Consider the following 14576-nt stretch of genomic DNA (forward strand, 5'->3'; position numbering starts at 1 on the left):
ACTGTTGCGCCATGACTCAGACCGTGGAAGTTCCGATTTGGCTCTTTGTGCTGATCCTGGTGTTTGCCGCGGTCACCTTCGCCTCGCATTTCCTATTTCCCTCGGTGCGATGGTTCTTTCGCAGACGGCTTGAACGCGCGGTTGCGCGGCTGAATACCCGGCTGCAACGCCCAATCCAGCCGTTCAAGCTGGCTGGGCGCCACGACATGATTCAGCGGCTGCGCTATGACCCGCAGGTCAGCAAGGCCGTTCAAGCCTATGCGCAGCAAGAGCATGTGCCCGAAGCCGTGGCCTCAGAAACCGCGCGGCGCTATGCGCGCGAGATCGTGCCCTCGTTTTCTGCCTTTGCCTATTTCAGTTTTGCGATCCGAATGGCGCGCATGCTGAGTAACGCGTTTTATGACGTCCGGCTCAGCTATCAGGACGAAAAAGCCATCAACACGATCGACCCCAACGCGACGGTTGTCTTTGTCATGAACCATCGCAGCAATATGGATTACGTGCTTGTCACCTACTTGGCAGCGCAACGTTCGGCTCTGTCTTACGCGGTTGGCGAATGGGCGCGGGTTTGGCCGCTCAGCCGTTTGATCCGTGCCATGGGGGCCTATTTCATAAGGCGAAAGTCGGGCAGCGACCTCTATCGGCAAGTGCTGGCCAGCTATGTTCGCCTGGCGACGGAGGCAGGCGTCACCCAGGCGATGTTCCCCGAAGGCGGTCTTAGCCTGACAGGGCGGCTTGGGCGCCCCAAGCTTGGATTGTTGAAATACATGATCGACGCGACCGAAGCGCAAGACCGCGACGTGGTCTTTGTGCCGGTCGCGCTGAATTACGACCGGGTGCTTGAAGATACAATTCTGACAACCGCCGCGCTTGGCTCGGAGCGTCGGTTCCATGCACGGATCGGGGTTATCACGCGGTGGACGCTAAAGCAGATCTGGAGACGCTTGATTGGGCGCTATAAAAGATTCGGAATTGCTGCAGTACGCTATGGCCGCCCGATCTCGTTGCACCAGTTCCGAGAGCACGCGGGTCGCGACCTGACCACCGATCTTGCGCGCGAGCTTATGACCCGCATCAAATCAGCCGTTCCTTTCGCGCCGCTTCCAGCCGTATGTCACATCGTTCATCAGGATGGCGAAGTCAAAGAGGCCGATTTGTTCCAGCGTGTCTCGGCCATGGCAGGGCTGGATACGCTGCAAAATGCGGAACAAGCTGTTCACGACGCTGTCGAGCAATTGATTGAGCGCAACATCCTTGTGCGAGACGGTGGTGTTTTGCGGTCCTCGGGCCGGCGAAAAGACCTGCTTACCTACTACGCAGAATCAGCCGCAACCACCAATTCCAGACCGGATGCTGCAGTTGCAGAGTGAATTTCTGCGGTCGCAGGGTTATAAAATTTCAAATTGACAGCAAAAACGGTTGCAAAATTACTTTGCGATCCATATTCCAGTCTCACAAGGCGCGATTCTGCATCGCGGCAATAGGTAAAATGTAAGGAGGCCAGCATGGCTTTGGACATCGACAGCGGCATCGCGTCGTACGAGGCGCCGGAAAAAGACCTCTATGAGATGGGTGAAATCCCCCCGATGGGATATGTGCCCAAACAAATGTATGCATGGGCCATTCGGCGTGAGCGCCATGGCAATCCTGACACGGCGATGCAGCTTGAGGTCGTGGATGTCCCGAAGCTGGACAGTCATGAGGTGCTGGTTCTGGTGATGGCGGCGGGTGTCAATTACAACGGCGTATGGGCGTCTCTGGGCACACCGATCAGCCCCTTTGATGGCCACGGTCAGCCGTTTCACATCGCGGGTTCTGATGCATCGGGAATTGTCTGGGCAGTTGGCGACAAGGTCAAACGCTGGAAAGTGGGCGATGAGGTTGTGATCCATTGCAACCAGGACGACGGCGATGACGAATACTGCAACGGCGGTGACCCGATGTATTCTCCCAGCCAGCGGATCTGGGGGTACGAGACGCCGGACGGCTCGTTTGCACAGTTTACCAATGTGCAGGCCCAGCAGCTTATGCCACGTCCCAAACACCTGACCTGGGAAGAGAGCGCCTGTTACACTCTGACGCTTGCGACGGCCTATCGGATGCTGTTCGGGCACGAGCCGCATGATCTGAAACCCGGCCAAAACGTTCTGGTCTGGGGCGCTTCGGGTGGTTTGGGCTCTTACGCGATCCAGTTGATCAATACTGCGGGTGCAAATGCCATTGGTGTGATCTCGGACGAAAGCAAACGTGACTTTGTGATGGATCTGGGCGCCAAGGGTGTTCTGAACCGCAAGGATTTCAATTGTTGGGGGCAACTGCCGACGGTGAACACCCCCGAATATGCCGAATGGTTCAAAGAAGCCCGCAAGTTCGGCAAGGCGATCTGGGACATTACCGGTAAAGGCGTGAATGTCGACATGGTGTTCGAACACCCCGGTGAGAGCACTTTCCCGGTTTCAACATTCGTGGTGAAAAAGGGAGGCATGGTTGTGATCTGCGCCGGCACAACGGGTTATAACCTGACCTTTGACGTGCGTTATATGTGGATGCACCAAAAGCGCCTGCAAGGTTCGCATTTTGCCCATCTGAAACAGGCTTCGGCGGCAAACCAACTGATGGTAGAGCGCCGTTTGGATCCGTGTATGTCCGAGGTCTTCACCTGGAAGGACTTGCCCGAGGCGCATATGAAGATGATGCGGAACGAGCATAAGCCGGGCAATATGTCGGTTTTGGTGCAAGCGCCACAAACCGGAATGCGCACGCTGGAAGAAGTTCTGGCTGCCGGAGGCCGCGGGTAGCGCGTGTGCCATGCCTTGGGCCCGCTGCGACGAAGACTGTCGCGGCGGGCCGGTCAACAGTTTTCACAATAGATGCGATTTCAACGGCTTGTTTTTTGATGGCCCACTATTTTTGGGGAGTAGAAAGCAGTGAATATGCCGAATTAACTCATACATGTTATGGTTGTGTTAACCCTTCGTTAACTATTTCGGGGACACCTTGATGGCGCAGAATGAGTGGATATTGGACGTATTGTCGGATCTCAACGCCTTTGCGGTGGCAAATGGTATGACCGCGCTTGCCGAACAGCTGAATGATACACGGCTGATCGCTGCGGCCGAGATATCGTCCATGCAGGAAGAGGCGCGGACGCCCACGAATGGGAAGAAAATTCGACTTGAGCCAGATCCCAGAGGATTTGGAAAACACCAGCACGCTTGAAGAGCTTACCGAAGCGTCGATCCGCCTGCGGGACAATCTTAAGCTTGACCATATTATCTATCACTGGGTTGATGGGGCTGGTGACCAATATGGGTTTTTCACCTACTCCGAGGCTTGGGGTGATCGCTACAGAGCCCGCAACTGTCACCGTATCGATCCCGTCATTCTGGGATGTTTTCAACGGTTTCACCCGGTCGACTGGAAACAGTTGGATTGGTCAGGCAAGGCCGCAAAGGCGTTTTTGCAGGATGCGCGCGAACATGGTGTTGGTAATCAAGGCTATTCCGTCCCGTTGCGCGGACCTAATGGGCAATTTGCCCTTTTCACCGTTAATCACAGTTGCAGCGATGAGGAATGGGAGAGCTTTATCAGTGATTATCGCTGCGATCTGATCCTGATTGCCCATTTCATCAACCGTAAGGCCTTGGAATTTGCCCGAGAGCGGCAGCCAGATACACCGCGCAACCTGTCTCCGCGCGAAATCGATGCGATGACTTTGCTGGCGCTTGGATACAGCCGGGCACAGGTCGCGCATTCGCTTTCAATCTCAGAACATACTCTGCGCGCTTATATCGAAAGCGCACGATCAAAGCTGGGCGCGCAGAATACGACCCATGCGATCGCCACCGCGCTAACCAGAGGTTTAATAGTCGTTTAACCACCGAACGGTGCCCAAATGGTTAATTAACCAAGCTTACGTACTCCTTTTGTTCCAGACATGGACCACAAGGGGAATACGTCATGCTGCGTTATGTATATGCAGATGAATTGCACAAATATCCGGTGCTGGCCGAGGGGATGTTTCGGGACCGTGCCGATCAATTCAAGACCCGCCTAGGGTGGGACGTTTCGGTCAATGAAAAAGGGGAAGAGCGGGATCAATATGATGATCTGAACCCGCTTTATGTGATTTGGGAAGAGCCGGATGGCTCGCATGGCGGGTCGATGCGGGTTTTGCCGACAATCGGGCCCGTCATGGTAAATGAGGTCTTTGGCCACCTGACCGGAGGCAGCCCGATTCGCAGCCCGCTGATTTGGGGGTCACTCGCTTTTGCCTGTCGCGCACTGCCAATCCGCACACGGCTGGGGCCATAATGCTAAGCGGTGGTGAGATCATGGAAGGGTTTGGGTTGACCCATATTGCAGGTGTCTTTGATGCGCGTATGATCCGGATTTACCGCATGGTCGGATCGTCTCCCGTTGTGTTGGGTTCGCAAGGGGCGGGTCGTGATCAGATCTCGGTTGGTTTGTGGCCTTATTCCGCCGAAGACTGCAATCGCGTCGCTGCCCGAGCGGGTATCCCGCGTGAGCTGTCGCGCCTGTGGTTCAAGACCGCCTTTGGGGCAGCAAATCAACACCGGTTCGCCTTGTCTGCCTGAAGGCACAGAAAAGCGAAATCGGCATCTGGTCGATAGCGGTGCGGCCCTGTAGGGTCGCGCCATGTCCTTGCCCCAGGTTACCTTTTCCGAAGACCAGGCCGCCGCCTATGACAGCATTTCAGAAATGCTGCGAAGTGCGGGTGTGGATCTGGAAGATGACGCGCTGCTAAAGCTGCCAGGGGCTGGGAAATCCGGCGTGATGGCCGTGATTGGCAAGGCGGGGTCAGGCAAAACACTACTACTGGCCGAGCTTTACAAGGCATTGGCTGAAACCGGTGTCAATCTGGTGTCGAGCGACTTTGAAAGCCGTAAATCTCGCGACAAACGCAGCTTGGCTATTCTGGCACCGACCAACAAAGCCGCCAGTGTTTTGCGTCTACGCGGTGTGCCCGCGACAACCATCCATCGCATTTTGTACACACCAGTCTACGACCCCGAATATGAGCATATTGCCGAATGGCTGGCGGGTAACGAAGAACGTCCCGAGATCGAGGGTTTGACCGACGAAGCTTTGAACCGGGCAGAGGCGTTTTACGCAAATAACAAGTCCATCCCAGGCGCTTTGGCGGCAGCCGGGCTGCGTGGTTCGGATTTCATCACCGGCTGGAAACGCCGCGAAGAGCCGTTGGATATCGGCTTTGTCGACGAAGCTTCCATGCTGGACGATCGCCAGTTCGAAGATCTGAAAGAGATCTTTCCAACGCTCTTGTTGTTCGGCGATCCAGCGCAGTTGGCACCTGTCAATCAATCCGGCTCTATGGTATTCGAGGGTTTGCCCGAGCCGCGTAAGCTGACACTACACCGGGTGCATCGTCAAACTGCTGACAACCCCATTCTGGATTTGGCCCACGCTTTGGCTGACCCGGCAATGGGGTTCGAGGAATTCGAGCGCTTGGTCGAAGACACGGCGCGCAAGGATGACCGTGTTGTCTGGGGTCAGCGGGTCGAAGTTGACTTGATGGCCCGTAGCCCGGTTCTGGTCTGGCGCAATGCAACACGTATTCGTCTGATCCAGGCGTTTCGTCACGTCCACGGTGCGCCTGAAACCGAGCTCTTGGAAGGTGAACCGCTGATTTGCGACGGTATCGAGCTACCGTTGAAGCACCGCAAGAAACGGCTGGATCTAGAAGCGCGCGGGTTGATCAAAGGAGCTCAGGTCATCTATCTGGGCCCCGGTCGCAAGCCAGGGTTTTCGCGGCTGCATGTCATGGGGGCAGAAGACCCACAGGTTAGCGCGGCGTCTATTGTCCAGATCGAAAAGCCGGATGAGGAAGAGCCCTTCATCCCCTATGCCGCGCGCATGGGCGCAACTTTTCTGCACGGGGCGGCGGTGACGATCCACAAAGCGCAGGGCTCGCAATGGGATACGGTTCAGGTGTTCGCGCCCGATATCTATGCAGCGGCGCGCATGGGGCGGTCTGAGGCCGGGCAGCCTTTGTGGAAGCGATTGGCCTATGTGGCCATCACGCGCGCGCAGGACAGGTTGATCTGGGTTGTGCGTAACCGGCTGTCCAAGCCGACGCACCCGCTGCGTGTGGACGACCTGCGCAAGGTTCCAGCGGCTTCGCTCACGTTGGAAGCCGAGGAGCTTTAACGCCAACGTGCGCGCGCGAAAACCTTGGTCAGTTTTCGCGCAGCAGGCGAAACACGGTCGATGCACCCCAACCAGCGGCGATCGCGATCACCAGGGACATAAGCCCGTACCAGATGGGTTGCTGGCGTGACATGTTGTATAAGAAGCGCTCCAAACCCACTTTGCGGACGTCGATCGAGGTTTCAAACGTCGATACGACTTTGCCACCGCGAGTCAGAAAAATACGCGCCGCATAGTCGCCTTCGGTCAGGTCGGCGGGCATTTGAATTGACGTTCGAAACAAGGTTTGTTCGTCAACAGCAACGGTCTCTTCAAGGATGGAATAAAGCCCTTCGTTCTCGCGAATTCGGATAACAGCAGCTGCGAAATCCTGAGCACCTTCCACATTCATGTCGGCACCAACGGAACGGATGGCACGTTCAACTGAGATTTTGTATCGCAAGTCTTCGGTGTTGGTCAGCGAGTCGTGAAACGGGGCTGAGGTTGCAACAGCATAAAAGCTGGGCGCTGAATCAACTTCGATACTGTCGGCATTGACCCAGATACCGAACTTCCGTTCTTTCCGGCGCACGATAACAGGCTCGGACGGGCCGGCGACAGTGACCACAACTTCAAGTGGCGGCCCTTCGGGGATCGGCGCTTCGCGTTTGACAGCGCCGAAAATCAGGATCTCGGATCCGTCGAAGTCCGCAGTGATGGACACGCGGTCTTGGCTCAGACCCAGCACAACCTCTTCTTGGGCGGCGGCTGCGGGCAAGCAGAACAGGCATAGGGCGGCGATCAGACGATACATGCTTAGTGCCCTCCTGCAGTACCGAGCGAATAGAGCTCGGTCGGTTGCAAAAGAAGGTCTAGGCCCAGCTTGATGCACACAGCCAAAACCAGAGCGGCCAGCATCACCCGCAACTGTTCAGCGGGCAGTTTGGCACCGATCACGGTACCGATTTGAGCACCGATCACCCCACCAACCAGCAAAAGCACAGCCAGCACCACATCCACCGTGAAGTTGGTGGTGGCATGCAGCATTGTTGTAAAGGCTGTGACGAAGATGATCTGGAACAGGGATGTACCCACAACGACTTTGGTTGGCATACCCAGCAGATAGATCATCGCGGGAACCATGATAAAGCCACCGCCAACACCCATGATGGCTGAAAGCACACCTACCAGCAGACCCACGACCAGTGGCGGAATGACCGAGATATAAAGACCAGAGGTCCGAAACCGCATCTTGAAGGGCAGGGCATGGATCCACCCGCGCTGACGCCGTTTGGCAGGCGTTGCACCTTTGCGCGTCTTGCGGATGGCGTTCAGGCTTTCGACAAACATCAGGCTGCCGATCACGCCCAGGAAGACGACATAGCAAAGCCGCACCAGCAGATCGACCTGCCCCAGGCTTTTGAGGTAGTTGAAGACAACAACACCCAAAGCCGCGCCGGTCAGGCCGCCCAATAGCAGGACGGTTCCCATTTTCAAATCAACAGTTCGTCGCCGGAAATGGGCCAGAACGCCGGAGAAGGACGAGGCAACAATCTGGTTCGCCTCGGTCGCAACCGCCACTGCCGGAGGGATGCCGATAAAGAACAAAAGCGGCGTCATCAAAAAGCCACCGCCGACGCCGAACATCCCCGATAAAATCCCGACCATGCCGCCTAAGCCCAACAACAGGAAAGCATTTACGGAGACTTCGGCAATAGGAAGGTAGATTTGCATGGTTTCTTCTAACGGGAACTGGTGCCGTCGCGGAATGCGACAAAACCGTTGCGGATTTCAAACTTAAAAGACGATGCGCGCGACAGTCAGACCTGTCAGACTGTTCCGGTTCAGAAGCAAAAGGCAGGGCATTTCGAATGCTGCGAAACTGTGGCGAAGCACGTCTGTGCCCCCTTAGAGCGCTTGCGGCACACAAAATCAACTCTGTATGCCGCTTTGCAGCGAACAGGACTGAAGATCAGTCCTGAACTGGACTCATTACCGCTCTTTTACGTAGGGTTCGCCCCCGGCACGTGGCGGAATGGCTTTGCCGACAAAACCAGCCAGAATAACCACTGTCAGGATATAGGGCAGGGCGTCCATGACCTGTACCGGAATCACCACGCCACCCAGATCGATATTCTGGAACCGGAGTGCAATGGCTTGCAGCAAACCGAACAACAGACAGGCCCACATGGCATGCCAGGGACGCCACTTGGCAAAGATCAGGGCGGCCAGGGCGATAAAGCCGCGACCTGCGGTCATTTCTTTCACAAAGCCCGCCTGCAATGCAGTTGCAAGATAGGCGCCCGCAATGCCGCAAAGGATGCCGCAGATAGCAACGGCTGCAAATCGCAAGCCAACCACCGAAACACCGGCTGTATCGACGGCGGCCGGGTTTTCACCCACGGCACGCAGACGCAGACCAAAGCGGGTGCGATAAAGGATCCACCAGGTCGCCGGGACCATCAGAAAGGCCACATAGACCAGGATCGAATGCCCGGAGATTAATTCGGCATAGATAGGTCCCAAAATTGGCACACCGCTCAGAGCTTCGGCAAACGGAAACTCAATAGGCTCGAACCGTCCTTCACCAAAAAGCGAGGGCGTGCGTCCACCTTGTTGGAACCAGCTCTGCGCGATCAGAACAGTCAGACCTGAGGCCAGAAAGTTGATCGCGACGCCCGAGATCAATTGGTTGCCCCGGAACGTGATCGAGGCCAATCCGTGCAGGCCCGACAACAGCAATGAGGCCGCGATTCCGGCCAACAGGCCCAGCCAGACCGAACCGGTCACAGCGGCAACACCAGCCGAAAAGAATGCGGCCATCAACATCTTGCCTTCAAGCCCGATGTCGAAAATGCCAGCGCGCTCCGAATAAAGCCCCGCCAGACAGGCGAGCAGCAGCGGCGTGGCCAGGCGAATGGTTGAATCGAGTACCTGTACGAGGGTGACAAAGAACTCCATCACTTGGCCCCCTGACGCATACCCAGGAACAGTTTTTCAAGCGGCATGCGGACCATGTTGTCGAGCGCGCCGGTGAACAGGATGACCAGCGCCTGGATCACCACGATCAATTCACGTGGGATCGACGTCCACAGCGCCAATTCGGCACCGCCTTGGTACAAGAACCCGAATAGCAGCGCAGCCAGCAACACGCCAAACGGATGCGACCGCCCCATCAGCGCCACCGCGATGCCGATGAAACCAGCACCTTCGGTAGAGTTCAGCACCAACCGTTCCGCCTCGCCCATGACGTTGTTGATAGCCATGAGACCCGCCAGTGCGCCAGAGATCAGCATGGCAATGATGGTGATCCGAACGGGCGAAATGCCAGCGTAAACGGCGCCGGTTTCGGTCTTGCCATAGGCACGGATTTCATAGCCCAGACGGGTGCGCCAGATCAGCGCCCAGACCACCACACAGGCAAGCAAAGCGATGAAAAAGGTCACGTTGGCGGGCGCGCCTCGGAACATCACGTTTTCGGCGGTTGAGAACATGGATTGGAACGTGGGCAGATGCACTGCCTCGGGGAACCGCGCAGTTGCCGGATCCTGCGAGCCCTGCGGGCGCATGATGTTGACCAACATGTAGTTCAGCAGGGCGGCGGCGATAAAGTTGAACATGATTGTGGTGATCACGATATGGCTGCCACGCTTGGCCTGAAGATAGGCCGGGATGGCCGCCCAGGCCGCTCCAAAGACCATTGCCGCGGCCGAGGCAGCCAGCAAAGCGATGGTCCAATGCGGCCATTGTACCGACAGACAGACAATCGCAACGCCAAGCCCGCCCAACATCGCCTGACCTTCACCACCGATATTGAACAGCCGTGCGTGAAAGGCCACGGCAACGGCCAGCCCGGTAAAGATGAAGTTGGTCGCGTAATAAAGCGTGTAGCCCCAGCCATAAGTGGACCCCAGAGCGCCGGTCACCATCAGGTTCACGGCCTCGATCGGGTCTTCTCCGATGGCAAGAATGACCAGTGCCGACAGGATCGTGGCCAAGATCAGGCTGATCAGAGGGATCAGTACGACATCGGCCCATTTGGGCATTTTATCCATGGTTCACGCGGCCTCTCCCGCAACACCGGCCATCAATAGGCCCAGCTCTTTTTCATCGGTTTCATGAGGCAAACGTTCGCCCATGATATGTCCGTCAAACATCACCGCGATCCGATCCGAGAGCGAGAAGATCTCTTCCAGCTCGACCGAGACCAGCAGGATTGCCTTGCCCTGATCGCGCAGGGCGACGATTTGTTTGTGAATGAATTCAATCGCTCCGATATCGACGCCACGTGTTGGCTGCCCGACCAGCAACAGGTCTGGGTTGCGTTCGATTTCTCGGGCAACCACGATCTTTTGCTGGTTGCCGCCGGAAAAGCTCTTGGCTGCCAGCCAAGGATCGGGTGGGCGCACGTCGAACTTTTCGATTTTGGCTTCGGTGTCCGCCCGCAAAGCAGCGTTGTTCATTAACATCCCGCGCTGATATGCCGGGTCGCGGTGATAGCCAAAGGCCACGTTTTCCCAAGCGTGGAAGTCCATCACCAGACCCTCGCGCTGCCGATCTTCGGGCACATGGGCAATATGCTGCGCGCGGCGCGCCTGGCCGTCTGATCCCGCCCCGCTGAGCGCCAAGGGCGTGCCATTCAGTTTAATAACCCCCTGGCCCGGGCGCATACCGCCCAGAACCTCAAGCAACTCGGACTGACCATTGCCCGCAACGCCTGCAATCCCCACGATTTCGCCGGCGCGCACGGTCAGGTCGATGCCTTTCACACGTTCGACACCCGCTTGATCGAAGACACGCAGGTTTTCGACCTCAAGGATAGGCTTACCGGGGGTGGCCGGGGCTTTATCGACCTGCAACAGAACCTTGCGGCCCACCATCAACTCGGCCAGCTCTTCAGGGCTGGTCTCAGATGTCTTGACGGTGGCCGTCATCTCACCGCGTCGCATGACCGAGACGGTGTCAGTGTTCTCCATGATCTCGCGCAGCTTGTGCGTGATCACGATGATCGTTTTCCCTTCGGCGCGCAGACGGTCGAGGATGCGGAATAGCTGATCGGCCTCGGCAGGGGTCAGAACACCGGTGGGTTCGTCCAGAATCAAAATCTCGGCCCGACGATACAGCGCCTTCAGGATCTCTACCCGCTGTTGCATGCCGACACCAATCTCGTCGATGCGCTTGTCTGGATCGACGAACAGTTCGTATTCCTGCTCAAGCTCTTTCAGTTCCTTACGGGCCTTGGCCAGAGAGGGGGCCAAAAGCCCGCCATCTTCCGCGCCCAGCACGATGTTTTCCAGAACGGTAAAGTTTTCGACCAGTTTGAAATGCTGGAATACCATCCCGATGCCCGAGGCGATTGCCGCCTGGCTGTCAGGGATGTCGGTTTTGGTGCCGTTGATCCAAATCTCACCTTTATCGGCTTTATAAAACCCATAGAGGATGCTCATCAGCGTGGATTTGCCCGCACCGTTTTCACCGATGATCCCGTGGATCGTGCCGGGGGCGACGCTGATCGAGATGTCCTTGTTGGCCTGAACCGGCCCAAAGGCTTTGGAAATCCCTTTGAGCTCAATGGCGGGGACGGTCATGTCTTGTCCTCAATTGCCGAAGGGGTGCCTGCGTATGGCAACGCAGCAAAACGTAAATGGGACGGAGGTGATCCCCCGTCCCATCTGAATAGACATCAGAACTGCAGAGCAGGACAGCTGTCGTTTTCGTAGTAGCTAACAACAGTCACGTTGCCGTCGATGATGTCCTGGCGCGCCTTGTCGACTGCACCTTTCATCTCGTCGCTGACCAACGGCGCGTTGTTCTCATCCATCGCAACGCCCACGCCTTCTTCGGCCAGACCCATTGCGAAGACACCGGTTTCAAGGTTTTCACCGGCTTTCATCGCGTCATAAACGGCAACGTCTACGCGTTTAAGCATCGATGTCAGAACTTTGCCTGGGTGCAGGTGATTCTGGTTGCTGTCCACACCGATCGACAGGATGCCTTCGTCGGCTGCAGTTTGCAGAACACCAACACCGGTGCCGCCCGCAGCCGCATAGATCACGTCAGCGCCCTGGCTGATCTGCGCTTTGGTCAGTTCCGAGCCCTTAACCGGATCGTTCCAGGCCGCCGGGGTGGTGCCGGTCATGTTGGCAACAACTTCGACATCAGGGTTCACAGCTTTGGCGCCTTGTGCATAGCCGCAACCAAAGTGACGGATCAGCGGAATATCCATGCCGCCGATAAAGCCGACTGTGCCTGATTCAGACGCCATCGCGGCCATCATGCCAACCAGGTACGATCCTTCATGTTCGGCAAAACCGATCTGGCGGATGTTCGGCGCGTCCAGCCAGGTCACGTCAACCGCAACGAATTTTGTGTCCGGATAGTCGCCTGCAACAGCAGACAGCGGATCCGCCATGGCAAAGCCCATTGTGATGATCGGGTTTGCGCCGGCCTCAGCAAAGCGGCGCAGAGCTTGCTCGCGCTGCGCTTCGGACTGCAGCTCGATTTCGCGGTATGTCCCACCGGTCTCGTCGGCCCAACGCTGCGCGCCATTATGAGCCGCTTCGTTGAAAGATTTGTCGAACTTGCCACCAAGGTCGAAGATCAGCGCAGGTTCAGCCAATGCGGCACCTGCGGTCAAAGCGACAGCAGCGGCGGCACCCATCAAAGATTTCATCAGGGTCATTTTTTACTCCCGTTGGTTTTTGTCGTTGGTCCAGGGCCGCAACAACCCCGGTCACCCACTCAGAGCGAGCATATCTATTGTGATGAAGAGAATTTATCCGGTTTGCAACAGAGACTATCAACTGGTTTTTTGCCCGATTGGTCAAAAAAATCACGATAAAGGGTCAAATCAGCTGCTTTTCCATCAAAATCGCATCGATCTTGGGCCCATGGTCGCGTAAATAATAGTCTTTTCTTACGCCGCATTCGCGGTAACCGCTTGCCGCATAAAGCGCGAACGCGGCGGAATTATCTGCAGCCACTTCAAGAAAAGCCCGTGTCGCGCCCAATTTTGCGGCTCTGGCCTGCCATTGGGTCATGCAATGTCGGGCCAAACCCTGACGTTGAAACCTGGGGTGAGTCGCGATGGTCAGCAGTTCCGCCTCGTCCGCGATTACTGTGAACACAGCAAAACACCGAGGGTCGCCCAAAATATGTGTAAACCGGTTGGCGCTCAGGTCGGCGAATTCGTCTGCTGTCCAGGCGCGCGCTGTGACGAAGGCAGCGGCATGGGTATCGGCCATCTCTTGCGGTGTCATTCGTCCAACAGAACCGGTGGACGGTCTTTTGATGGGGCCGCATCGGCTGCGCGAATATAGAGCGGAGCAGGGGGTGAAGCCGGATCCGAGGCGCGCTGCGCCGCTATATGCGCAATCGCGCAGACATGATCTTTGGGGTCATCACAAATGAATAATTGACCAAGCTTTGCAGCCGCGTCTTGCGGTATGAGCTGCGGGTCTTGCCCCGTTGGGTGCACATAAATCTGTTCGCGTGGGGCGGGGATCGCGGCAAGCTGATCCTGCGGGGCCAGGCGGGACAGAGCCTCGAACCCAGTGACGCCAATCGCAGGAACGCCCAGCCCCAGTGCAAGACCACGCGCAGCCGAGACCGAGATACGAATACCCGTGAAATTGCCGGGCCCGGTTCCGACACCGATTGCATCCAGATCCGACCAAGCGCAGTTGCTGTCCGTCAACAACTCCTCCAGCAGAGGCATCAACCGTTCGGCCTGCCCCCGGGTCATCGCCTCGACCCGCGCTGATTGAATGTCGTCGCCCCGCAACAAAGCGGCCGCGCAATGCGCGGCCGATGTGTCGAATGCCAGTATTATGGGTTCAGACGGCAACCGGGCGTACCTCGGTCACTTCGGGGATGTAGTGGCGCAGCAGGTTCTCGATACCCATTTTCAACGTCAGGGTTGAAGACGGGCAGCCCGCGCAGGCCCCTTGCATATGCAGGTAAACCACACCGCGGTCGAACCCGTGAAAGGTGATGTCACCCCCGTCTTGCGCGACCGCCGGACGCACGCGGCTGTCAAGCAAATCTTTGATTTGGTTGACGACTTCGGCATCCTCGCCGGTATGTTCAGCATGGCCCGAGGCGGCTTGCGCATCCTCGCCCATCACCGGCTGACCGGATTGGTAGTGCTCCATCACCGCGCCAAGGATCGCCGGTTTGATGTGATCCCACTGCACATCGTCGGTTTTGGTCACTGTGACAAAGTCATTGCCAAAGAACACGCCCGTTACGCCATTTACGCCAAAAATACGCTGCGCCAACGGTGATTTTTCGGCAGCTTCGGGGGACGGAAAATCAGCCGTGCCTGCGTCCAGAACCGTCTGTCCGGGCAGGAATTTCAGCGTGGCCGGGTTTGGTGTGGATTCGGTTTGGATGAACATGACGCG

The 14576-nt window shown here is 57.0% G+C and carries 14 protein-coding genes and 1 pseudogene; 6 read left to right on the forward strand and 9 right to left on the reverse strand.

Annotated elements, in window-relative coordinates; genetic code table 11:
* The first annotated feature begins 11 nt into the window (after window positions 1-11).
* From GOX45_RS11445 to GOX45_RS11470, 6 genes and pseudogenes are all read left to right on the forward strand, one after another.
* Window positions 12-1370 (forward strand): 1-acyl-sn-glycerol-3-phosphate acyltransferase, encoded by a 1359-nt coding sequence (locus tag GOX45_RS11445; protein ID WP_171100983.1) that lies wholly within the window; start codon window positions 12-14, stop codon window positions 1368-1370.
* A gap of 135 nt (window positions 1371-1505) precedes the next feature.
* Window positions 1506-2798: a crotonyl-CoA carboxylase/reductase gene (ccrA, locus tag GOX45_RS11450; RefSeq protein WP_171100986.1), complete on the forward strand. Its 1293-nt coding sequence runs from the start codon at window positions 1506-1508 to the stop codon at window positions 2796-2798.
* A 202-nt stretch (window positions 2799-3000) separates the two neighbouring features.
* Window positions 3001-3219 (forward strand): hypothetical protein, encoded by a 219-nt coding sequence (locus tag GOX45_RS11455; RefSeq protein WP_171100726.1) that lies wholly within the window; start codon window positions 3001-3003, stop codon window positions 3217-3219.
* Window positions 3158-3877, forward strand: coding sequence for a LuxR family transcriptional regulator (locus tag GOX45_RS11460; protein ID WP_171100988.1), 720 nt, complete (start codon window positions 3158-3160; stop codon window positions 3875-3877). Before GOX45_RS11455 ends, GOX45_RS11460 begins: the two co-directional genes overlap by 62 nt.
* An 83-nt stretch (window positions 3878-3960) precedes the next feature.
* Window positions 3961-4598: pseudogene (locus GOX45_RS11465) on the forward strand (acyl-homoserine-lactone synthase).
* Between the two features lie 61 nt (window positions 4599-4659).
* Window positions 4660-6192, forward strand: coding sequence for an ATP-dependent RecD-like DNA helicase (locus tag GOX45_RS11470; RefSeq protein ID WP_171100990.1), 1533 nt, complete (start codon window positions 4660-4662; stop codon window positions 6190-6192).
* A gap of 28 nt (window positions 6193-6220) precedes the next feature.
* Here the strand turns inward: GOX45_RS11470 and GOX45_RS11475 are convergent, their stop codons facing one another.
* The 9 genes from GOX45_RS11475 to GOX45_RS11515 form a co-directional block, all read right to left on the reverse strand.
* Complete coding sequence (locus GOX45_RS11475) at window positions 6221-6985, reverse strand: TIGR02186 family protein (RefSeq protein WP_171100992.1); 765 nt, start codon at window positions 6983-6985, stop codon at window positions 6221-6223.
* Between the two features lie 2 nt (window positions 6986-6987).
* Entirely contained in the window at window positions 6988-7905 is a 918-nt protein-coding gene (locus GOX45_RS11480) for a sulfite exporter TauE/SafE family protein (RefSeq protein ID WP_171100994.1), read from the reverse strand.
* Window positions 7906-8163: 258 nt separating this feature from the next.
* The gene (locus tag GOX45_RS11485) at window positions 8164-9132 is read right to left on the reverse strand and encodes an ABC transporter permease (RefSeq protein ID WP_171100996.1); all 969 of its coding nucleotides are present in this window, start codon (window positions 9130-9132) and stop codon (window positions 8164-8166) included.
* Entirely contained in the window at window positions 9132-10226 is a 1095-nt protein-coding gene (locus tag GOX45_RS11490) for an ABC transporter permease (RefSeq protein ID WP_171100998.1), read from the reverse strand. The genes GOX45_RS11485 and GOX45_RS11490 overlap by 1 nt, the downstream gene beginning before the upstream one ends.
* Window positions 10227-10229: 3 nt before the next feature.
* Entirely contained in the window at window positions 10230-11759 is a 1530-nt protein-coding gene (locus tag GOX45_RS11495; RefSeq protein ID WP_171100999.1) for an ABC transporter ATP-binding protein, read from the reverse strand.
* Between the two features lie 95 nt (window positions 11760-11854).
* Window positions 11855-12853, reverse strand: coding sequence for a BMP family protein (locus GOX45_RS11500; protein WP_171101001.1), 999 nt, complete (start codon window positions 12851-12853; stop codon window positions 11855-11857).
* 163 nt (window positions 12854-13016) lie between these two features.
* A complete protein-coding gene (locus GOX45_RS11505) occupies window positions 13017-13430 on the reverse strand; it encodes a GNAT family N-acetyltransferase (RefSeq protein ID WP_171101003.1) in 414 nt (137 codons plus the stop codon).
* The gene (gene tsaB / locus GOX45_RS11510) at window positions 13427-14017 is read right to left on the reverse strand and encodes a tRNA (adenosine(37)-N6)-threonylcarbamoyltransferase complex dimerization subunit type 1 TsaB (protein WP_171101005.1); all 591 of its coding nucleotides are present in this window, start codon (window positions 14015-14017) and stop codon (window positions 13427-13429) included. The genes GOX45_RS11505 and tsaB overlap by 4 nt, the downstream gene beginning before the upstream one ends.
* Window positions 14007-14570, reverse strand: a complete 564-nt coding sequence (locus tag GOX45_RS11515) for a NifU family protein (protein WP_171101007.1) — start codon at window positions 14568-14570, stop codon at window positions 14007-14009. The genes tsaB and GOX45_RS11515 overlap by 11 nt, the downstream gene beginning before the upstream one ends.
* Between the last annotated feature and the right edge of the window lie 6 nt (window positions 14571-14576).

Origin of the sequence: Ruegeria sp. HKCCD7255, assembly GCF_013031565.1 — a bacterium.
Lineage (GTDB): Bacteria > Pseudomonadota > Alphaproteobacteria > Rhodobacterales > Rhodobacteraceae > Ruegeria.

Excerpts from the sequence above, each read along its gene's own strand:
- GOX45_RS11445 (WP_171100983.1), top strand. The coding sequence starts at position 12 with ATGACTCAGACCGTGGAAGTTCCGATTTGGCTCTTTGTGCTGATCCTG.
- ccrA (WP_171100986.1), top strand. The coding sequence starts at position 1,506 with ATGGCTTTGGACATCGACAGCGGCATCGCGTCGTACGAGGCGCCGGAA.
- GOX45_RS11455 (WP_171100726.1), top strand. The coding sequence starts at position 3,001 with ATGGCGCAGAATGAGTGGATATTGGACGTATTGTCGGATCTCAACGCC.
- GOX45_RS11460 (WP_171100988.1), top strand. The coding sequence starts at position 3,158 with ATGGGAAGAAAATTCGACTTGAGCCAGATCCCAGAGGATTTGGAAAAC.
- GOX45_RS11470 (WP_171100990.1), top strand. The coding sequence starts at position 4,660 with ATGTCCTTGCCCCAGGTTACCTTTTCCGAAGACCAGGCCGCCGCCTAT.
- GOX45_RS11475 (WP_171100992.1), bottom strand. The coding sequence starts at position 6,985 with ATGTATCGTCTGATCGCCGCCCTATGCCTGTTCTGCTTGCCCGCAGCC.
- GOX45_RS11480 (WP_171100994.1), bottom strand. The coding sequence starts at position 7,905 with ATGCAAATCTACCTTCCTATTGCCGAAGTCTCCGTAAATGCTTTCCTG.
- GOX45_RS11485 (WP_171100996.1), bottom strand. The coding sequence starts at position 9,132 with ATGGAGTTCTTTGTCACCCTCGTACAGGTACTCGATTCAACCATTCGC.
- GOX45_RS11490 (WP_171100998.1), bottom strand. The coding sequence starts at position 10,226 with ATGGATAAAATGCCCAAATGGGCCGATGTCGTACTGATCCCTCTGATC.
- GOX45_RS11495 (WP_171100999.1), bottom strand. The coding sequence starts at position 11,759 with ATGACCGTCCCCGCCATTGAGCTCAAAGGGATTTCCAAAGCCTTTGGG.
- GOX45_RS11500 (WP_171101001.1), bottom strand. The coding sequence starts at position 12,853 with ATGACCCTGATGAAATCTTTGATGGGTGCCGCCGCTGCTGTCGCTTTG.
- GOX45_RS11505 (WP_171101003.1), bottom strand. The coding sequence starts at position 13,430 with ATGACACCGCAAGAGATGGCCGATACCCATGCCGCTGCCTTCGTCACA.
- GOX45_RS11515 (WP_171101007.1), bottom strand. The coding sequence starts at position 14,570 with ATGTTCATCCAAACCGAATCCACACCAAACCCGGCCACGCTGAAATTC.